We start from the raw sequence: 21131 nt of genomic DNA on the forward strand, positions 1-21131 counted from the left end.
ATGGAAATTCTAAAAACATTGGGCTTATTCGTTGTTACTGCACTCGCCGAGATAATCGGGTGTTATTTGCCGTATCTCTATTTGAAAGAAGGTAAACCTTTCTGGCTGCTTTTTCCCGCTGTGATCAGTCTGGTGATATTTGTTTGGTTGTTGACGCTACACCCGCAAGCGGCTGGCCGGGTTTATGCCGCGTATGGCGGCGTTTATATCTGTGTGGCACTGATATGGTTGTGGGCGATCGATGGTGTTCGTCCGGCAACGGCTGACTGGATTGGGGTAGGTTTTTGTTTGACCGGAGCGATCGTTATTATGTATGGAAGGCAGCTTGACCGGTATTTATAGCGAAACCAAGTTGCGTTTTCCGGTATTGCAAGTTGTTTCCTGATGGGTTATTTGACTTTTCTCATCTGCTCCTGCTTGATGATATAGCGTTGGATCATTGCTTCCATGCTGGCCGCCAGTTCAATAAACTGACACCCTGCGCGCATGCAGTTTTGTCCGTTGCGCAAAGTGATTTCATAGGTGTTCTTTACCTGAATGCTGACAGTGATAGTGCCAATATCCGGAAGAGCGATTTTGCAGTCACTATAGACCATACCGGGATCAAAATTAATAATCGGGTGCTGGTCGATCACGGCAATTCCGCCGCAACTGATATCGAGTAATGCCACTTCAGCTTTGGTGGCTGGGTCTTTTCCAGGTATTGGAATGACGCACTTTAGCGGCTTGACGATTGGAGTGGTAATGCGGAAATGGTTTCTTCTTTGTATCCGCAGGAGCGACTCGGGGATGTTTACCGCAAAAGCGTCCCGGCCTTGGTACTGAATTTTCCTGATTTGATTGCAGACAAATTCGATTTTTACTCTATTTTGTGTGGTTACAAAGACAAGTTCTTTGCAATGCAGTGCTTTCTGGCAGTGTTTATCATTGGCTCCATAATCAATCATCATTTCTCTTTTATCAGTATCGATGGCGATTATGGATGTCAGAATAAAATCGCTGGCATAATCAGGATAGAGGGTGATTAATGAGTTGGTTTGCATAATCCCGCGAAGAATGAAAAGAATATCGATTTCGGAGTGGATGCGGAAATTTTCACCGGTTTCTTCGTGAGAGAATTGAGTCGGCGCTAAAATGCTAATAGCTTCGGTGATCTGATCAGGTGTTTGTAACATTATTGATTCTCCAGAATTTTCTGTGTAATTCTTTTATCAAGGTCATTTCTTGTAGCCAAGGACGTTTTTCCTTGTTCCAATCTGTAAAGCCACGCTAATAATTCTGCTACTGCCACATAAAGCTGCGGTGGAATGCGATCATCAAGATCGACTTGCATCAGTAATGCAACCAGCTCACTGGATTCGTGAACATAGACTCCCGCTTCTTTAGCGCGTTTGATAATTTCTTGAGCGATTACGCCACGGCCTTTGGCAACTACTTTGGGTGCGATTTGTCCTTCACGGTAAGCGAGTGCAACGGCAGTCAGATAGGATTCATTTGCTGTCATCATGCTTGACTTCTACTATTTGGATATTTAATCCGGCAGATTGCATACCACTGGTCAGTGGCAATTGATTACTCTTGAGTAAACGGGCGGTTTCTAATTGTGCAGCGTTCAGTTGAATGCTAATGCCACTTGCATTCAGCGCGATGGTTGCGGCGATGTCGCCAAGTTCCGGCATTGATAAACGAAACTGTGTGCGCCACTGAGCGGCCTGATCAGAGCCATTTTCCCTAGTTGCATTATCTTGGGATTCCTCGTAAATATCCCATTCCATCGGCTGTCCCGGCCACGCGTCGCCACGCCAGAGCAAATGTCCTGTTTCCAAAGTGGTTAGCTGTTGCTGCACTAACGGGATTGTCTGTGCATGTACAGGCATTTCCGAGGTTAGTGAGGCCGTTGCGGCAGCTTTGACAGTTGATAAGTCAGCTGTTACCAGCATTAGCTTTCCTTGCGGTTCTTGTTGCAAATTTTCAAGTGTATTTTCTCCGTGAATCCATTGCGACTGATGCGATTCATAGAATAAACCACTTTGAACAATTGCTTTTTGTAATAAACCGGGTAAATCAGTGCTATTTGTTGGCGCACTCGTTAATATCGGATTCGGACTGGTGAGTGAGTGAGCGGTTGAAGTATTCGCTGTGTTTCCTGATGTGTATTTTAAAACATCTTGCATCAAAGCACCCAAGAAACGGCCGGCGGTACTGATGGATGTATTGTTTACTTCGTTATCTGAGGGTGCATCGCTCAAAGTCAAAAACTCCGGCTTCGGCTCATTTGAAATAAAAACAAGCTCCAGTTTGTTACCCGGTTGAAAATTTTCAGGCAAGCGCATTTGTATTGACTTGCCTGCAACTGACACTTGTGAATCGCCATTCAATAAGCGGGCTTCAACCAGTGCTTGATACTTCTGGCCTTGTATGAACTCTGTAGAAGAAGTTTGTGAATCGAGTATTGCTGTTACCGGTGAAACGGGTGCGGTTGGTTTTATCTGAGTTGAAATTGCGGCTACATCTGTTTTGATTATGGTTGGAATCACGGCAGCTCATCTTCGCGCTAAATAATGACTTAGAAAAAGTGTGAGCACATTGCTTTGTTTCTAAAGAATATTTATAGATTGTTAATCGGTTGATAAGCGAGATGAAGATCGCGTTTGCGGCTATTAGCGTTGAGCATATCTTGCAACTTCATCATCCATGGTTCAGTAATCGCTCTGATTTGTGCGTCGTCTGCCAATATTTGATGGATAATTTTTACTTTCTTTTGCAAGAACTCTTTGTCCAATATAGGTTCCTGATCGTTTTTAATAAGTATTTCAGTTAATTGCTTGCATTCCTGTTCCAGCTGTATCAATTGATCCCATTCGTTATTTTGAGCCGCCGCAAGCATTTTACCGGTAGTTGCTAAAATAGCATTGTATGTTTTCAGCGTTTGTACACTATCCATTTATCTTGGTACCCTTATTGTTATTACAGAATTATCAGCTAGATTGCGATTGCCTTTATTGCAGTTTGTGTTTCACTCGTTTTACCGATTTCTTTCCAGGCACTATGCAGTTCGGATAGCAATTTGCTGACTTCATTAATAATTTCAAGATTATTCTGAATATTGGCAACCAAAAGCCGGTATGCCATGTAATCATAGAGAGCTTGAAGTTTAACCGCCAGGTCACCGCCCGCATTCATATCCAAGCTTGCTTTCAGACCATGATCAATAATCATAATAGCTTTAGAGATCATTTGACCTTTCTCGGCGATTTCATTGTGTTGCATGTGCATTCTGGCTTTTGCCAAAGCCTCTTGCGTGCCTTCAAACAACATTAAGATTAGTTTGTGTGGATCGGCTGATTCAATACCTGTTTCCACTCCAATGCGCTGATAAGCGGATATTGCACTATTCATGGTTGTATACATTCTGTACTCCTTTTATTTTGTGGAGAGTCTATTGACGAGATTGGTTGTTAGCTACTTGTTGTTGGTAATCTGGATAATTGTTGCTGTAAGAAATTACTGGTTTGTGTCATGCTGGCAATCGTTGTGTCTAATGCGGTAAATTGAGCTCGTATTCGTTTTTCTGTATCGGCAAGCCGTTGATTCAAAGCATCCCGCTGAGATCCTATATCTTTGATCGTTGAGTTTATACCATCAATGCGGCTATCAATTAGGCGACCATTTAACATCTCGCCTACTAATTTATTCAATTTGGCTGCAAAACCATGCGCAAAATCTATTTCGCCTCTGGCACCTGTACTGCCTCCAGTTACCTTGATAACGAGTCCGCTACTGTCAGCGGCACCGGTTAACGTTTGACCGGAACCAGTTGCAGTAACGCCATTAATTGTGCCTGCTACGTCTACTCCTGCGGTTTCAGCAGGTGTGCCAAATAAATCCGATTTACCATTTCCACCGGTGATCGATACGGTTGAGGCAGAGCCATAACGATTTGAGACAACGGCTAGTTTTCCAGAAGATTCGCTCACTGTAACTTTTATGCCAGCAGAAGATAGTGCCGAAGCGCCGTTAATCTTCGATTGAATTTCAGCGGCTAGAGATGCTGCTGTATAGGTGCCAGCCGCCAGTGTTATATTTGCGCTTACACCATCGACAGAAAGATTTAATGAATTATTGACTTCGGCATTGATCGTCAATGCAGCTGCTGTATCGCCTAAGGCACTGCCTTGTGTTGCAATACGGCTGACGTTCAATGAATACTTGCCATTGACTGTATCCGATTTGGCACTGGTAAATGACACGAGACTATCACTTGTTTTTCCAACAGAGGAAAATAATGTTGAAATATCCTTGGTCGGATCGCTCAGTGCTTTCGATAGCTTAGTGGAGTCAAATTGCAGTGTCCCGTCCGATTGGAACGAGATACCTACTTCCGATAGTAAGCTTAAACCTCCACCAGCTGTAGTCAACGGATCGGAGATTGCATTACGTATTCGGGTTTGAATTGACCGAACGGTTGAATCTCCGGTTAGGATGGATGCTTGCTTAGTTCCCGCATCATATTTTGAAAGACCAACAATAGTTTTATTGAGATCATTAAAAGCTTTTACAAATGATGACACAGCGTTCTGAATGCCAGCAGTGTCACGCGACAAGTTTAAGGTTGATGTGGTGCCAGGGTTTGCTTTTAATAAATTTAACGTGACGCCCTCAATAGCATCTGTGATATTGTTTGATGCCTTGCTGATTGAGATGCCGTCGATAACTAATGTAGCATTGCTAGCGGCTACAGTTTGAGTCAAATTGGTCGTGCCCCCCGTCGATCCATCATAAACAAGCTGGGAAAGCCCTGCGTTATCGGTATTATTTCCATCAGTGTCAGTTGCGGTTATTTTTAGCGCGTTACTCAAACCAGTGTCTTGAGAAGCAATTACTAAACGGTTACCTGTGCCATCATTGACTATGCTGGCAGATACGCCCGCATTGGCTTGGTTGATTGCGTCACGGATACCGGAAAGCGATGAATTACCTGAGGAAATGGTAATCGACTGTGCCGCTTTATCTGGGTTTAGTGTGAACGTGCCGCCGCTATATGTGCCAAATTGTATAGTCAAGGTACCGCTACCAACTGCAGAACTTGTGGTTGCGAAAACGGTGGATTTGAGTTTGTGTGACTGTGCAAGTGTTTGTATTTCTATGGAATGGCTTCCTGTTACTGCGGACGATGTTGCGCTTGCATTTGCTAATGAGGTATCAGAAAAACCGGCCGTTATGGCGGTAAATTTTGCCGGATCAGATAATGCGGCTAAATTGCTCTGAAATGAGGATAATGCTCCTTTTAAAGTGCCAAAAGCAGTCAACCGGGTTTGCTGTTTAGCTTCTTTAGCGTCAAGAGCTGTCAGAGGCTGACTTTCAGCCTTCATTAGTTGGGTGACTAAACCATTGACATCTAAACCTGATCCAATTCCTGGAGACGAAAGCATTTTTAAGCTCTATCCAAAATGATTGTTGTTATGCTTTTCCGTTAAATAACAATCCTTGAACTTTGTCCAACGTTCGGGCTATTTCGACAGCTTCTTCGGATGGAATTTGACGGATAACTTCTTCGGTGTGTACATCCATTACTTTGATAATTGTTTTCCCAGTATCTTCGTCAATCGAGAAACGCAAGTTGTGTGCCAAGTTGTCCACAGTGCCTTGAATCTTTTGAACAGCTTGCTTAACTTGATCTTCGGATTTTGCGCTATTTACTTGAGAATCAATAGTTGAAACTGGTAATGCTGTTGCATCCACATTGGTTATGGATGATTTTCGAGGCATCGATAAAGATGGCGAAGATGGTAGAAGTGCACCGGTAGCATTTAATTGATTGATAGTCATTTTGTAACTCCTTAAAGTTGACAGAAACGCGGAGAGGTCAATTGGATTCCGCGTTTCTGTCAGCTTTATTTAATACGAAGTATCATCTGTCACGATTTGTTTAACGTAAAAGTGATAGAACGTTATTGGGTAGTGAATTTGCTTGCGCAAGAATCGCTACACCGGCTTGTTGCAGAATTTGCCCACGAGTCAAATTAGCTGATTCTGCAGCAAAGTCAGCATCTTGGATCCGGCTGCGAGAAGCGGAAAGATTTTCCGATGCGGTTTGCAGGTTTGCAATCGTCGAGCTAAAGCGATTCTGAATTGCACCAAGATCACCACGTGAATTATTTATAGTTTTTAAAGCTTCATCCAGCGTTTTAATTGCCACTTGCGCATTGGTCGCCGATGATATATCCACAGTAGCGACAGAATTAAACGAGCTGGTAGTAGCGCCGAATACATCAGCATTTCCACCGCTAGCTGATATCTGTCCGTTGGCACTTGTGAGCTCAACGGTACCGGTGGCAATTGTCGAATCGGTTGCCGCACCGCCTGTTAAGGTTCTTGTGGTTGCGCCGGCAACTACATCCGCTGTTTTTGTTGCGCCAGTGTTGTTAAAGTCTTGGATTCCTATATCCCTTCCATCGGTTGTTGTGAGCGTAATCACTGATTTATTGGTCGGAGATGCAAATGAAGCGGTGACACCGGTAAGAGATTGCAGACCATTAATGGCGGAAGCTAAACCACTTAAGTCTGAAGTGTCGGTTACGGTGGCTGAGACTGTGTTCCCATTTAAGTCAAAAGATATCGTACCGGCCGAAGCAATGTTACCCAATGTCGCACTATTGGAGGCAGTAGCGGTGATGCCGATGCTGGAAGCAGAGGCATTAATGGCTGCTGCTATTGTTTTTGCATCGGATCCTACTGCGTAACCGATATTGCCTGTCGCTCCTTTATTATTAGAGAGCACTAGGGCAGCTTCGACAGTTACGCCGTTACCACCGGAGTTGTCAGCACCGGCTGCTGTTGCTGTATTCATGGCAGTTCCGTTGGTGGTAAGTACATTACTGCCTAAAGCAGTCGCACGAGCATCACCGATTGAAGAAATATTGATCGTTTGGTTTGCGTTTGCGCCAACTTGGAAACTTTGATTCAGAAAAGAACCATCTAATAAATTAAGGCCGTTAAATTGCGTTTGACTAGCAACGCGTGTTACCTCTGCACTTAGTTGAGCGGCCTCAGCTTGTAACGAAGCACGATCACTGGCGCTATTGGTCGCATTGGCAGATTGAACTGCTAGTTCGCGAATACGTTGCAAGTTGTTACCGATTTCACCCAGTGCACCTTCGGCAGTTTGCGATAGTGAGATGCCATCATTGGCGTTACGTACAGCTTGGTTCAAGCCACGGATTTGTGAGGTCATTCTTTCCGAAATCGCCAGACCTGCAGCATCGTCTTTGGCGCTATTGATACGTAAACCGGACGATAAACGTGTCAACGAAGTGTTTAAAGCGGTTTGTGAAGTGTTTAAGTTCCGTTGCGCATTTAATGAGGCTACATTAGAGTTAATGATTTGTGGCATTTGGGTTCTCCTTTTTGATAACTATTGGTTTTGGCATAATTGCCATTTACGACGTTGGCTGCCCTGCAATCCAAGAGGGTGTTTAACCACCGTTGATTGCAGTTATCGGAAATCATTTTGAAAAGTTTAGAATTTTACTTTCATGATTTTTGTCTAATTGGCTGGTTAATATGAGTTATTAATAGTAGAAAATGATTTTTTCGCGTAAAATTGCTTTGCAAAATTTGAAATATATTCAGAAAGTTAATTTCAGAAGTTAAGAGAAGCTCAATGTTATATCGACTTCAACCGGTGATGCACTGAGATGAATACTGAAGATAAACTGAAAATCTTAATGGTTGAGCATTCTGAGGAGGATGCGGATCTGGTATTGCGAATACTTGCGCAAGGAGGTTTCAAGACGGATTGTCTGTGCGTCAGTACGACCGCCGATTTGTATGATGCATTGAAAATTCGGGATTGGGATGTCATTTTGTCCGATTATGATTTGCCTCGATTGAGTGCGCAGGAAGTTTTGCACATCATGAGAAGTGAAGAGCTGGACATACCGTTGATCATCATATCCAGTCAGATAGGTGAAGAGGCGGCGGAGCATATTATGGCTTTGGGCGCCTACGATTTCATGATGAAATCGAATCTTGCCCGATTGGTTCCGGCAATAAGGCGCAGCTTGCATGAAGTTAAAAATTTCCAGTGTTTCATTACCGCGCAAACTGCATTACAAAAGAGCGAAGCGCTTTTTCAAGCGATTACTTCTAATCTTCCGGGTGTGGTTTTTCAATTTTTATTATCGGGTAATAACCAAACAAGTTTTCCTTATGTGAGTGATGCCAGTGAAACATTATTGGGATTACCTCCCCAGATGCTCATGGAAAAGCCGGAGCTATTTCCCGCATTAATCTTGCCGGAAGACAAAAAATCTTATCATCAGCTGATGATGACTTCTGCCGAGCAGCTTTCGACCTGGAACTGGGAGGGTTGTATTCAAGTAAAGGGCGATAGCGATATCAAGTGGATCAGCCTGCGTGCAACGCCTAGGAGAATGGCGAATGGCGCCACTCTTTGGGATGGCATCATGATTAACATTACGCGCAATAAACTGGCGGAGAGGGAGATCGTGCGCTCCCGTGAGCAGCTTGCGGAGTTATCGTCTTATTTGCAGAGAGTAAAAGAGCAGGAGCGGGCTCGCATTGCGCGCGAAATTCACGATGATATCGGCGGAACATTAACGGCTATCAAATGTGAGTTGTATCCGTGCATGGATATAACTGCAAGAAGTCCGGAGTTTTATCAACAGAAAGCAAAATCGATCGAATCGCTTGTGGATCGTGTCATTGATAGTACGCGGCGGATTTCACTGGATTTGCGGCCGGGTATTCTCGATTGCGGCATTGTGGCGGCAGTACAATGGCAAGCCAAAGAATTTAGTGATCGTACCGGTATCGTTTGCCAAGTCTCCTGTGCAAATGATGAAATATCGCTGGATTCCGATTTAGCGATCGCGATTTTTCGTGTTTTCCAGGAAACGCTGACCAATATTTCCAAGCACGCTAATGCTTCCCGGATTCAGGTCAAGCTTGTCGAATTGGAAGGATTGATTTTTCTTGAGGTGATGGATAATGGCTGCGGTATTACTAACATCGATATGGAAAAGCAGGACTCTTTTGGGATAAGGGGTATGCGCGAACGCTGCCAGCAGTTGAAAGGGAACTTTCATATCGCGGGAGATCCTGGAAAAGGAACAAAAGTGACGATACTTATACCCACGGGTAACCTGGATCATCAGCCTGGGCATGTGGTTGAATTGGATGGCAGACTTAAGGGATCTGCGCAGCTTCAGACAACGGTAAAAAAGAAAAAGAAGGTTTCGCGGCTTTAAAAGCCGGAGGTATTCATGATAAGTGTGATGATTGCTGATGATCATGCAATTGTTCGTCAAGGTTTGAAGCAGATACTCAGTGAAACTGATGATATAAAAGTTACAGGTGAGGCGGAGACGGGATTTCAGGCAATCAAAATCGCACGGCAGCAAGACTTCGATGTCATGTTGCTGGATATCTCATTACCGGATAGAAATGGTATTGAAATTTTGAAACAGATAAAAAAAGACAGACCGAGTTTGGCTGTGCTCATGCTCAGCATGCATAACGAACATGAGTTTGCTATTCGCGCATTAAAGGCGGGCGCATCCGGTTACCTCAACAAACAAAGTGCGCCGGCGCAATTGGTGGTGGCTATTCGTCAGGTGGCGGCGGGCGATAAGTATGTCAGTCCGGTTGTGGCGCAAGAGCTCGCCAATATCATTAATTCCGATGTCGATAAGCCGTTGCACACTACGCTATCCGATCGGGAATATCAGACGCTGTGTTTTATCGCCGCAGGAAAAACTTTGTCGGAGATATCAGCCGAGATGTTTCTTAGTCCTAAAACAGTCAGTGTCTACCGGGCACGGCTGCTGGAAAAACTCAAACTCACTAACAATTCGGAACTTATTCGCTATGCGATTAAGAATAAACTGGTCGACTGATTGCTTGATTGTTGTTGCAGTCAGTAAATCTTTTTCATCGGATCAGGATTAAGATTTATGCCGCTTGGCCGATACTTTTTAACTCTCTGAACTGCCTGGATACTGTAATTAATTTTGGCCAATGCTATGAAGCAATTAAAAGACTCCAATCCGACTATTATTGCGCGTGAAACATTGCGGCAGCTCGCATCGCTAAGAATTCCTCCGACTCCCGACAATTATCATAAATTGTACAACCAGATTTCAGGTAATACCGAAGGCATCACAAATTCCGCTGCTGTTGCCACTGCAGAACCGGCAGCTCCAGCTGATAATGCAGCAGTTGAATCTGTTCCGGATTGGGGACAAACGATAGAAGCGTTATTGAAGCAATTGGAGAATAAACAAGGCACGTTGACAACTGCAAAGAAAAAAGAAGGGGTGAATCGGGTTCTGGCCAAGTTCTCGAAGGACTCCAAGCAACTGCACGATAAGCTGAAGGCATTGATCGATTCATGGGGAGCATCGGCAATTGCGGCTCAAGAATCAAGTACAGACCTTCAGACGGAAGAGTCGTTATCGCAGATTAATCCGGATACACAAGATACGCAATCGAAGCGAGTAACTTCACAAGCAACTGCTATTGCCGGACAGTTTACCGATCAGTTGCTGGGAGTGCTGGCGCAAATGTTAGAGCATGTTGTAGCCCGGCAAGTGGATGATAGCGCTTTGGCTGATGAAGCGAAGATGCTGGCGCAGCAGGTGCGTAAGATCCAAGAAAAATCGGAAATGGAGCAGTTTGCAGCTGATTTCGGACAATTTTGCGGCAAATTTGACACCGATGGCGAGAATGGCCGTAAATTGCAGCAAGGTTTGCTGAAGCTACTCAATATGCTGATGAATAATACCGGTGAATTGCTGGCTGAAGACCGGTGGATGGGTGCTCAGATCGGCAAATTGCGCGAAACAATAGCCAAGCCGCTGGATCTTCAGGTCATCGAACAAGCAGAATGTTATTTGGAAGAAATCGCGCAAAGGCAGGAAATAATCCGGCGTAACTTGAGCGAAGCCAAACTGACACTGAAACAAATGGTGACTTCTTTGATCACCAATATTGAGGAACTCAGCGATACAACGGGAGGGTATCAGATAAAGCTGGAGCAGTACTCCGAAAGAATCAGAAAAACGGATGATATTAAAGAACTTAATCAGTTGCTGGTGCAACTCATGGAAGAAACCCAGCAGATGCAAAAAAGCGCATTAAATTACCGCAATGATTTTCTCGCGGCGCGTGCCGAAGTCAGCATGGCGCAGGATAAAATCAATCAACTTGAAACCGAATTGCAGGAAATGGGAGAGAAGGTCCATGAGGATCATCTGACGGGCATATTGAACCGGCGCGGCTTGGATGGTGCCTTTGAACGCGAAACTTCGCGCTCGATCCGTCATAAGACGCCCTTGTGTTTTGCATTGCTGGATATTGACAATTTCAAACAGTTAAATGATACGCACGGCCATAAAGTGGGGGATGATGCGCTGGTTTATTTGGTTGAATCCGTTAAGGATACAACGCGCCCCGAAGATGTCGTGTCGCGCTATGGCGGCGAGGAATTTGTAATTTTATTGCCCAATACGAGTCTCGAAGAAGCTGTTCAAATTTTGTCCAGGATACGGCGGAATCTAACCAAGAAGTTTTTTTTGCACGAGAATAAACGCTTGCTGATTACTTTTAGCGCCGGTGTTGCACAATTGCAAGCAGGCGAATCGCAGGAAAGCGTTTTCAAGCGCGCGGATGAAGCCATGTATCGCGCAAAGAAAAGTGGCAAGAATCAGATTCTTATCGCTGAATAGTTTCTTTAACTTTCTGTTGGTAAATCGTTATATCTTTTTTATCGGTAAATAGCGCCGATTTCCCTTTTTATTCATCCAATCCATTCGCGAACTGCTCTGTTAATGTTGTTGACATGACAGTCTAGCCGGAATGGGTTCTCCTTCGCAATCCAACGAATTATCTCCCGAACTGGTTTAGCCTGGCATTGAATGATGTCCATTGAGGAGAATAGCCATGCAAGAAGCTACTAAACAAAAAAGAATGCTGAGATTGGTTAAATCGACAAATGCTATTAAAAGTGAGCAGAAACCTATGATTGATTCTGAAGACTATTACAAGCAAGTAGAGCGTTATGCTGAACAGATTCGCAAAACAAGTAACGCGGATGAGATCATCGGAATTCTTGATATCGTACTGTCGGAGACACGAGGGCTGAGATTCAGTGATGAAGTTTTTGCAGCGCAGGAGCAAGTGAAGTTTGCAGAACAGAAGATCGAGTCCCTGAAGAGTGAATTGGAACAACTGCGCGAGCTTGTGCAAACGGATCAGATGACCGGCGCGTTCAATCGCCGCGGTTTAGAGGATATTTTCAAACGCGAGGCAGCGCGTGCAGACCGGAATGCGCAGTCATTGGGTGTGATTCTGGTTGATCTGGATAACTTTAAACAGATCAATGATAACTTGGGTCACCAATATGGCGATAGTGTGCTGATCAATTTGGTCGCGGTCGCCAAAGAAACGCTACGACCTTCCGATATCGTTGCGCGGTTCGGCGGAGAGGAGTTTGTGATCTTGTTGCCCGATGTGGAAATGCAAGATGCGCTGACAATTATTCAGCGGATACAAAATAATTTGACAAAAAGCTTCTCGATCCAATCGGATAGCCAAACATTGCCAATAACCTTTAGCGCTGGAGTTGCGCTACGGTCATTCGGAGAACATCAAAATTCAGTCCTGAGCCGAGCGGATAAAGCACTTTATCAAGCGAAGCGCACAGGAAAGAATCGAGCAATTCCTGCCCTGATCTAATCGGATTAAACAAAAATTTTTGTGGGTGAACACTCTGCTGTCGCCAAGTAGGGTTTTTGATCAGTGGTGTTCATGAGTAATAAAAATACTTAAGAAACACGCGATGAAGCCGATGAATTGAAACTTTTGTATCGATAGATGAATTAACGCGGGGGAATAAATGGAAGGCTTTTTTCTTGGGCGCCAGCCAATTCTAGATCGTAATCAAAACCTTGTGGCATTTGAATTACTGTTTAGGCAAGAAGAAACTGAAGAATCGGTCAGTATAAAAAACGATTTGTCCGCATCAGCAAATGTCATTATCAATGCCTATTGCCAACTGGGAATCCAGAATGTGCTCGGTAAGCAGCGCGGCTTCATCAACGCTAACCCAGAATTGGTGATGAGTGACATTATCAATCTATTGCCTAGTAAGCATGTCGTATTGGAAATAAAAGAAACGGCGACAGTAACGGAAGAATTCATGCAGCGCTGTAACGAGCTAAAGCAAAAGGGCTATCAGTTTGCGTTGGATAATATTGTAGAAATGAATAGTAAGGTAGAGCAGTTGCTTCCAGTTGTCAGTGTTGTGAAAGTGGACGTGCTTGCATTGGAACAAAATGCACTTGCTAAATTAGTAACCGAATTGAATCGATGGCCGGTATTGCTGCTGGCGTTAAAAGTGGAAAGCCGGGAGCAAGAGAAGCATTGCATGCAATTAGGTTTTCAAATGTTCCAAGGCTATTATTTCGCAAAACCCGAGGTGCTGTCAGTAAAACGAGCCGATCCGGGGAAGCTCTCGCTGTTGAAACTATTGACACTGGTTATGGGTGATAGCGATATCGAAGAGCTAGAACGGGAATTTAAACATCAACCTGGTTTGAGCTATAACCTGATGCGCATGGTGAATTCCGTTGCCAGCGGTTTGCCGCAAAAAATCAATTCCATCAAACATGCCATCATGATTTTGGGGCGTAAGCAGCTGCAGCGATGGATACAACTGCTGCTTTATACCGCCAATCAGTCCGACGATAGTATGTCAAACGCATTAATGCAAACAGCGGCGGCGCGTGGAAAGCTGATGGAGTTAATTGCGACAGCGGAGCGGCCGCATGACAAAAACCACCAGGAAAGAGCATTCATGGTAGGAATTTTATCGTTGCTGGATGTATTGCTCGGCATCGAGATGCAGCAAATCGTTGACAAACTGGGAATTCCCGATGACATGAGTCAGGCTTTATTAGTCCGGGAAGGTCGTCTAGGTCAGGAATTGAAATTAGTTGAGGCAAACGAGAAAGGCGAGGTCGCCGCAATTCAATCGATGTTGACCGAATTAGGTTTTATAAGTTTGAGCGAATTGGCGGATATCGAGATACAAGCCATTGCATGGGCGAACCGGATCGGTGAATCGGCAAATTGATTGAAAATAAATTTCAACCAATGTTAGCGAAAAAATCTGGGTTGCTGATTTCTATATGGATTGTGTCGTGGTTTTTACTTTGTTGAACTAAAGTTATTTTTTGATGTGTCGTTAAAAAATTGATTGTAAATAACTTTGTTATGAAATGAAACCTCTGGTATGTGTTTAACGTAACCCACTTCTAGTGCTTTTATCCGCAGGGCATGTGAGTGATCAGGGTGTTATAAGTTGTAGTTTTTCTGGATCGAGGGGCAAGTTTCAAAAACTCTGATCAAGGCAGAGCGCCAAGGAGAAAATTATGGCTGAGATGCAAACAGCTGATGGTGAGAACAGTAATTACGCTACGCACCAACCGGAGGTGATAGAACAAGATGTCGGATTGTGCACTGCTGAAGCTGATGAGTACTTTATGAACATTAAAGGAGAGCTAAGTCAGGTCGATCGGCTTGTGAGTGATGCGGTAAACAATTTGGTTATCAGTTTTAAGTATATCAGTAAGTTAACCAAGTCTCATCACGACATGGTTTTGGCAATTGAAAAAATGGCGGCCCCGGAGGGGAGCAAACCTATACTGGAACTGTTAGAAAAGCAGATGGTTATTGCTGACAAGATAGAGCAGGAGCTGGAAATGGCAATCACTTCCTTACAGTTTGGTGATCTAGTGACGCAATTACTCGCACATACTGCTGGTCAAGTGGAAGCGTTGAACATCGAACTGCAGCGCATCGATCGAAAAGGAAGCTGGAAAGAAAAGGCAGGAAAAAACGCATTTGATGCAATGCAGGAAGGAATTTCTAAGGCAGTAGAAATAGCAAAAACTAAAAGTAAAAGAAAGCCGGTGGTGCAGCAGGGTATGCAGATGGGTGATATTGAGCTTTTCTAGTCGCATTGACTGATATGCATATTTTTATCAAACGAACGAATAATATTGGCAAGAGGAGTAAGGTAAATGGCTAAGACAATACTTGCAGTGGATGACTCTGCTTCCATCCGGCAAATGGTTGCTTTTACGCTCAAAGGAGCCGGATATGAAGTCATTCAGGCAGTAGATGGGCAGGATGCTTTGGATAAAGCTAACTATCATCAGGTTAATTTGGTATTGACTGATATCAATATGCCACGCATGGATGGATTAAAGCTACTTGAATTACTACGTAAGTTGGCGCACTACAAAAATATTCCTATTTTGATTCTAACCACTGAATCCGGCGATGAAATAAAAGCAAAGGGTAGGGCGGCGGGTGCCACCGGTTGGCTGGTAAAGCCATTCGATCCAAAGAGATTACTGGAAGTAATCGGTAAGGTTATTGGTTAGATATCTATATGACCAGTTAGATGGATAAGCTGTGAATGACTTATTTTATTTTAAAGAGTGAGTATCTATTCTCGCCATTTATTTTTTGCTCATTTCTTTAAGGTGCTTGCCTAATAACTCAACGTAAAACAAGGTTACCTATGAGTACAGATCTCGAACAGTTTTATGAAATATTTTTTGAAGAGTCCTCAGAATTACTTGCGGATATGGAAGCATGCTTGCTGAGGCTCGATGTAAATTCGCCAGATTTGGAAGATTTAAACGCTATATTCCGTGCGGCACATTCTATCAAGGGTGGGGCGGGTGTAAATAGCGGAGTAAAAATGTACCACTGAGGCGCACTGAATTTCGCGGGAATCTCGGAATAAAAGTGTACCAGTCTGAAGCCTGTAAGCTGATGCGATTAGCATCAAGTGAAAGGCGATGAGGATGTATACAGTGGAACTATATGTAAAGATTCGACGTGCGGTGATGGTAGAAGGCAGAAGCGAGCGCGAAGTTGCGCGTTATTTTGGAATTCACCGCAAGACTGTGAAGAAGATGTGTCAATACGCTGCACCGCCGGGTTATCGGCGCAAGCGCGAACCCGTATCTCCCAAGCTTGCTCCTTTCACTGGCATCATTGATGCTATTTTGGAAGCTGACAAACAAGTGCATGTTAAGCAGCGCCATACTGCGATACGGATATTGGAGCGGTTGCGTGAAGAACACGGCTTTACTGGTGGTTATACCATCGTACGTAACTATGTTAACAAGGCTGCAATTCGGCAGAAGGAAATGTTCATGCCGTTAGTGCACTTGCCTGGCCATGCCCAGGTAGACTTTGGTGAAGCCGATGGCTATATTGGTGGCAAACTGGTTCGATTCCATTATTTCTGCCTTGATATGCCGCATTCGGATGGTTGCTTTGTCAAAGCCTATCCAACTGAAGATACCGAATCCTTTCTGGATGGGCATGTTGCTGCCTTTGCATTTTTGGGTGGGATACCGCAATCGATCCTGTACGACAACACCAAGATTGCGGTGGCCAAGATACTGGGCGATGGCAAACGCCAGCGTACCAAGGCATTCAGCGAGCTGCAGAGCCACTATCTGTTTGAAGACAAGTTTGGGCGACCGGCCAAAGGCAACGACAAGGGGAAAGTTGAGGGCATGGTTGGTTACAGTCGCCGCCACTTCATGGTGCCGCTACCCATTGCTGCTGATTTTAATGCCCTGAATGCAAAATTGTTGGATGGGTGCATCAAGCGCCAACAGGCCAAGTTGCGGGGTCAAACTGAAACCATCGCTGAGCGCATGAAACGCGATACGGCTGCATTGATGGCTTTACCTGCAGTTGCTTTTGATGCCTGCCATAAGATTTCCACGCGTGTATCTTCATTATCGCTCGTGCGTTATCGAAGCAACGATTACTCGGTGCCTACTCAATACGGTCACTGGGAGGTACTGGTGAAGGGCTATGTGGATCGCGTAGAGATTTGCCTGGGCACAGATACGATTGCACGTCATGCGCGCAGCTACGGTCGGGAAGAATTCATATACAACCCCTTGCACTACCTGGCATTGTTAGAGCAGAAACCGCGTGCGCTCGATCAAGCGGCACCCTTGCAAGATTGGGTACTACCTGAAGTATTCGATCGGCTGCGTCGCGTGTTGGAAGTCCGCATGGAACGCCGTGGCCGCAAGGAATATATCCAGATTTTGCGGTTGCTGGAGAATTTTAGCCTAGCGCAAGTTGAGCAGGCAATCAAACAAGCGATGGGGTTCGGTACAATTGGTTTTGATGCCATCAAGCATTTGATTCTGTGCGCGATAGAGCAACGACCTGCCAAGCTCGATTTGATGCTCTATCCCTATTTACCCCGTGCCAGCGTGAAATCCACTGAACCACGATCGTATTTAAGCTTGCTGCAAGGATTCAAGTCAAGCCAATCTACGGAGGTGCGTTATGACTGATACCTCTATTCCCACCACGGTCGCGCCGCAAGTCTTGCTGATCAATCACTTCAAGACCCTAAAGTTACCAACCTTTGCACGTGAATATGAAAAGGTGGGACTCGAATGCGCACGTGAGGATGTTGATTATGCACGCTATTTATTGCGACTATGCGAACTGGAATGCATTGATCGTGAACGGCGGAATACCGAGCGGCGCATACGTCAGGCGAAATTCCCAGTAATTAAAAGCCTGGATACGTTCGACTTTGCTGCAATACCTGGACTGAATAAATCATTGATACTGGAGTTGATGCGCTGTGAATGGATCGATAAGCGCGAGAACATCATTGCGTTGGGCCCATCAGGCGTTGGCAAGACTCATATCGCATTGGCTTTAGGGCTGGCTGCCTGCCAAAAAGGCATGAGCGTTTTATTCACGACAGCTGCAGCGCTGGTGCATGAGTTAATGGAGGCGCGCGATGAAAAGCGATTACGTACCTTGCAAAAGCAATTGACCAACGTCAAATTGCTGATCATCGACGAACTGGGTTATGTGCCATTTACTGCAATTGGTTCAGAGCTCTTATTCGAAGTATTCAGCCGTCGATATGAACATGGATCCACTTTAGTCACATCGAATTTACCATTTGATGAGTGGACCAGTGTGTTGGGATCAGAACGATTGACCGGTGCGCTGTTGGATCGCTTAACCCATCATGTTCATATTCTGGAAATGAATGGAGAATCGTATCGCCTGGCCGCAAGCAAGAAACGGCAAAAGCAGACAGTACAAACCAAGCCTATAGAAAAGGAGGATGCCAGACCAATATAAAAGATTTTAGGGGAAACACTGCGCCTTTACTGAAACCCAAGAAATAAAAAATCAGAGGCGCAAAACCAGAGGTTAAATCCCTCTTTTTATTAACCTAACTGGTACACTCTTCGCGCGCTATTTGGTACCCTTTTACTCCGCCATTGACAGGCGGGCACTTTTGGTTTTACAGATATGACGGAGATGACGCATATGTTGGAAACATTGCTGGATAGATTGCGCAAAGGGGAGCTTGCAGTTCGTAGCGAGATGGTGGATGCTTTTTTGAGAGCTGGTGACGTCATTAAAGCACAACTAGCAGGGCATCGTGGAGAAGGGGAAGCAGATCCGGCGGTTGCAGCTGAAGTGTGTGAAGAGTTAAAGAGATTGAGTGATGAAACACAAGATCGGATACCTGCTGAGGCGATAGCCGATGCAAGTTTTAAGATGAACACGGCAACAGTAGAAGCCGATATTGGTAATGTTCCTGAAGTTACCGTTAACGTGCCTCAACCGAAAGATGATTCGCCGAAGCAAATTTATTGTATTGAGTTTTCCAGCGCGGGCATGAGCGATGCTGCCATTGAAAACTTACTTACAAATCTGAAGCGTCTGGGCGATCTTGAAGAAACATCGTCAGCAGATAAAAGTGATCGCTTTAAGTTAAGACTCTCAACCGATAGCAGCGAAGAAGACGTTTGGGAAACATTGGCATTTGTTGTTGATCCAGCAAACCTGAAGATTGAAGCAGAAACAAATCTTATTGCGGAAACTGCCGGTCCTGAAGAAAATTTCTCAAGTGATGTCAATAGCGCCGCAGATCGCTTCGAAGAAGATGAGCTTTCAATGGCTGAGTTGCCGCCAGCACCGGGTTACGGTTTCTTTCCCGGTGCGCCTGCTGCACCAAAAGAACTCGATGGTTCCGAATCGCAATCGAGTTCTGTGCAACAACAGAATGCTCAAAGCAGCAAGAATGAAGTGCAGAGTACAGTGAATAAACCTTCGAACAAGGCAGGTTCTGCTACTGCCGCTTCCACCAATGAAACTTCATCAATACGTGTCAGCATAGAGAAAGTTGATCAAATGATTAATCTTGTTGGTGAATTAGTTATTACACAAGCAATGCTTGCGCAAACAGCTTCACAACTCGATCCAGTAATTTTTGAAAAGCTACTGAGCGGGATGAGTCAATTGGAAAGAAATACGCGAGATTTGCAAGAATCTGTAATGTCGATCCGAATGATGCCGATTAGTTTTGTGTTTAGCCGGTACCCGCGGGTTGTACGTGATTTGGCAGCGAAATTAAATAAACGCGTTGAACTGAAAACTGTCGGTGAGAACACTGAGCTCGATAAAGGTTTGATCGAGAAAATTGCCGATCCGTTGACGCATTTGGTGAGAAATAGCCTCGATCATGGCATAGAAGTGCCCGAAAAACGTGTCGCGGCGGGTAAGTCTGCGCAAGGCACGATTACATTACGTGCTTTTCATCAGGGAGGCAGTATTGTGATTGAGGTTAGTGACGACGGCGCCGGCTTGAATCGAGGGAAAATTCTTGCCAAAGCCAAGGAGCGCGGTTTGCCGGTAAGTGACGGAATGTCCGATCAAGAAGTTTGGTCGCTCATATTTGAAGCAGGCTTCTCTACCGCAGATACTGTCACTGATGTCTCTGGCCGCGGTGTAGGCATGGATGTTGTGAAGCGTAATATTCAAAGTATGGGCGGACGTATTGATATTGAGTCGGCACTCGGTGTAGGTACACGCATATCGATTCGATTGCCATTAACGTTGGCGATTCTTGACGGATTGTCTGTTGCGGTCGGAGATCAAATGTTCATTGTACCGCTTAATTACATTATCGAATCTATGCAACCGACAGCTGCCGATATTAAAACGGTTAGTGGTCATGGAAGGGTAGTGCAGGTGCGCGGCGAGTACTTGCCTGTGATTGCATTGCATGAGGTTTTCAACTTGCATCCTAATGTGACCGCAGTGCACGAGGGAATTCTGGTCATTCTCGAAGCCGAAGGCCACAAAGCGGCATTGTTTGTGGATGACTTAATTGGTCAGCATCAAGTGGTAATTAAAAGTCTGGAAAGTAATTATCGCAGAGTACAAGGTGTTTCAGGTGCGACCATTATGGGTGACGGTAAGGTTGCGCTTATTCTCGATACAGCTGCGCTCGTGTTGGCATGCCAACAAGAAATGGCATAGATAGATCGCGGCAAATATTTGAAGAGCTTTTTATCGATAAGTATTTATTTAATCAGGAGCGCAAACCATGTCTCAAGAACAAATGGCACTTACAACAGCCAATCAAATCAACCCGCAGACCAGCCATATGGCGGATGAGTTTCTGACTTTTCGTTTGGGTAACGAGGAATATGGAATAGAAATCCTTAAAGTACAGGAAATTCGTGGGTATGACGCCATTACACAGATAGCCAATGCACCGGAGTTTATCAAAGGGGTTGTCAATTTGCGTGGAATCATCGTTCCGATCATCGATATGAGAATCAAATTCAGATTGGGTAATGTAGATTACAACCAATTTACAGTAGTGATTATTTTGAATGTGGCCGGGCGGGTGATGGGAATTGTGGTCGATGGCGTATCTGATGTAATTACGCTCAATGCTGAACAAATGCGCCCCGCTCCCGGTCTGGGTTCGGTAATTGATACCGAATATATCATGGGACTGGGAACCGTTGATGAACGTATGCTGATATTGATCGATATAGAGAAATTGATGAGTAGTAGCGATATGGGACTAATCGAACAGACGATTAATTAAACCAATGAATGACTGTTTCTAATCTGGTAGCTTAAAAATAACTCATAGGATCGGCAATCGTTAAGTTACCGAATCAAGAAGGAGTATCGAAATGGGTTGTAAAGACTCCGATATA

20 protein-coding genes and 1 pseudogene are annotated in these 21131 nt (G+C 44.7%); 13 read left to right on the top strand and 8 right to left on the bottom strand.

Annotated features, from left to right (window positions below):
• On the top strand, positions 1 to 342 hold the full coding sequence (locus HRU77_12250; protein QOJ21389.1) for a YnfA family protein: 342 nt from the start codon (positions 1 to 3) through the stop codon (positions 340 to 342).
• 47 nt (positions 343 to 389) lie between these two features.
• On the opposite strand, the gene HRU77_12255 is transcribed toward HRU77_12250, so the two are convergent.
• The 8 genes from HRU77_12255 to HRU77_12290 form a co-directional block, all read right to left on the bottom strand.
• Positions 390 to 1175 (bottom strand): flagellar brake protein, encoded by a 786-nt coding sequence (locus tag HRU77_12255; protein ID QOJ21390.1) that lies wholly within the window; start codon positions 1173 to 1175, stop codon positions 390 to 392.
• Positions 1175 to 1504, bottom strand: a complete 330-nt coding sequence (locus HRU77_12260; GenBank protein ID QOJ22169.1) for an EscU/YscU/HrcU family type III secretion system export apparatus switch protein — start codon at positions 1502 to 1504, stop codon at positions 1175 to 1177. Before HRU77_12260 ends, HRU77_12255 begins: the two co-directional genes overlap by 1 nt.
• Positions 1491 to 2537 (bottom strand): flagellar hook-length control protein FliK, encoded by a 1047-nt coding sequence (locus HRU77_12265; GenBank protein QOJ21391.1) that lies wholly within the window; start codon positions 2535 to 2537, stop codon positions 1491 to 1493. The genes HRU77_12260 and HRU77_12265 overlap by 14 nt, the downstream gene beginning before the upstream one ends.
• Before the next feature lie 71 nt (positions 2538 to 2608).
• The gene (locus HRU77_12270) at positions 2609 to 2944 is read right to left on the bottom strand and encodes a flagellar protein FliT (protein QOJ21392.1); all 336 of its coding nucleotides are present in this window, start codon (positions 2942 to 2944) and stop codon (positions 2609 to 2611) included.
• Between the two features lie 38 nt (positions 2945 to 2982).
• On the bottom strand, positions 2983 to 3411 hold the full coding sequence (gene fliS, locus HRU77_12275) for a flagellar export chaperone FliS (protein QOJ21393.1): 429 nt from the start codon (positions 3409 to 3411) through the stop codon (positions 2983 to 2985).
• Positions 3412 to 3458: 47 nt separating this feature from the next.
• Complete coding sequence (fliD, locus tag HRU77_12280; GenBank protein ID QOJ21394.1) at positions 3459 to 5432, bottom strand: flagellar filament capping protein FliD; 1974 nt, start codon at positions 5430 to 5432, stop codon at positions 3459 to 3461.
• A 28-nt stretch (positions 5433 to 5460) separates the two neighbouring features.
• Entirely contained in the window at positions 5461 to 5829 is a 369-nt protein-coding gene (locus HRU77_12285; GenBank protein ID QOJ21395.1) for a flagellar protein FlaG, read from the bottom strand.
• Between the two features lie 100 nt (positions 5830 to 5929).
• Positions 5930 to 7393, bottom strand: a complete 1464-nt coding sequence (locus HRU77_12290) for a flagellin (protein QOJ21396.1) — start codon at positions 7391 to 7393, stop codon at positions 5930 to 5932.
• A gap of 304 nt (positions 7394 to 7697) precedes the next feature.
• Here HRU77_12290 and HRU77_12295 point away from each other — a divergent pair, with 304 nt between their 5' ends.
• From HRU77_12295 to HRU77_12350, 12 genes and pseudogenes are all read left to right on the top strand, one after another.
• A complete protein-coding gene (locus tag HRU77_12295; GenBank protein QOJ21397.1) occupies positions 7698 to 9272 on the top strand; it encodes a response regulator in 1575 nt (524 codons plus the stop codon).
• Between the two features lie 15 nt (positions 9273 to 9287).
• Complete coding sequence (locus HRU77_12300; GenBank protein ID QOJ21398.1) at positions 9288 to 9920, top strand: response regulator transcription factor; 633 nt, start codon at positions 9288 to 9290, stop codon at positions 9918 to 9920.
• A 126-nt stretch (positions 9921 to 10046) separates the two neighbouring features.
• The gene (locus HRU77_12305; GenBank protein ID QOJ21399.1) at positions 10047 to 11750 is read left to right on the top strand and encodes a diguanylate cyclase; all 1704 of its coding nucleotides are present in this window, start codon (positions 10047 to 10049) and stop codon (positions 11748 to 11750) included.
• A 214-nt stretch (positions 11751 to 11964) separates the two neighbouring features.
• Positions 11965 to 12759 carry a GGDEF domain-containing protein gene (locus tag HRU77_12310; protein QOJ21400.1) on the top strand — a complete coding sequence of 265 codons (795 nt, stop codon included), beginning with the start codon at positions 11965 to 11967 and terminating at the stop codon, positions 12757 to 12759.
• A 160-nt stretch (positions 12760 to 12919) separates the two neighbouring features.
• The gene (locus HRU77_12315; GenBank protein QOJ21401.1) at positions 12920 to 14158 is read left to right on the top strand and encodes an HDOD domain-containing protein; all 1239 of its coding nucleotides are present in this window, start codon (positions 12920 to 12922) and stop codon (positions 14156 to 14158) included.
• 379 nt (positions 14159 to 14537) lie between these two features.
• Positions 14538 to 15041, top strand: a pseudogene (locus HRU77_12320) (hypothetical protein).
• Between the two features lie 66 nt (positions 15042 to 15107).
• A complete protein-coding gene (locus HRU77_12325; protein ID QOJ21402.1) occupies positions 15108 to 15473 on the top strand; it encodes a response regulator in 366 nt (121 codons plus the stop codon).
• 140 nt (positions 15474 to 15613) lie between these two features.
• Positions 15614 to 15808 carry an Hpt domain-containing protein gene (locus HRU77_12330; protein QOJ21403.1) on the top strand — a complete coding sequence of 65 codons (195 nt, stop codon included), beginning with the start codon at positions 15614 to 15616 and terminating at the stop codon, positions 15806 to 15808.
• 94 nt (positions 15809 to 15902) lie between these two features.
• Positions 15903 to 17429 carry an IS21 family transposase gene (locus HRU77_12335; GenBank protein ID QOJ21404.1) on the top strand — a complete coding sequence of 509 codons (1527 nt, stop codon included), beginning with the start codon at positions 15903 to 15905 and terminating at the stop codon, positions 17427 to 17429.
• Positions 17422 to 18243, top strand: a complete 822-nt coding sequence (locus HRU77_12340) for an ATP-binding protein (GenBank protein QOJ21405.1) — start codon at positions 17422 to 17424, stop codon at positions 18241 to 18243. The genes HRU77_12335 and HRU77_12340 overlap by 8 nt, the downstream gene beginning before the upstream one ends.
• A gap of 174 nt (positions 18244 to 18417) precedes the next feature.
• Entirely contained in the window at positions 18418 to 20436 is a 2019-nt protein-coding gene (locus HRU77_12345) for a chemotaxis protein CheW (protein ID QOJ21406.1), read from the top strand.
• An 82-nt stretch (positions 20437 to 20518) separates the two neighbouring features.
• Positions 20519 to 21016 carry a chemotaxis protein CheW gene (locus tag HRU77_12350; protein ID QOJ22170.1) on the top strand — a complete coding sequence of 166 codons (498 nt, stop codon included), beginning with the start codon at positions 20519 to 20521 and terminating at the stop codon, positions 21014 to 21016.
• The last annotated feature ends 115 nt before the right edge of the window (positions 21017 to 21131 follow it).

It is taken from the genome of Gammaproteobacteria bacterium (assembly GCA_015709615.1).
Taxonomy (GTDB): Bacteria; Pseudomonadota; Gammaproteobacteria; order Burkholderiales; family Nitrosomonadaceae; genus Nitrosomonas.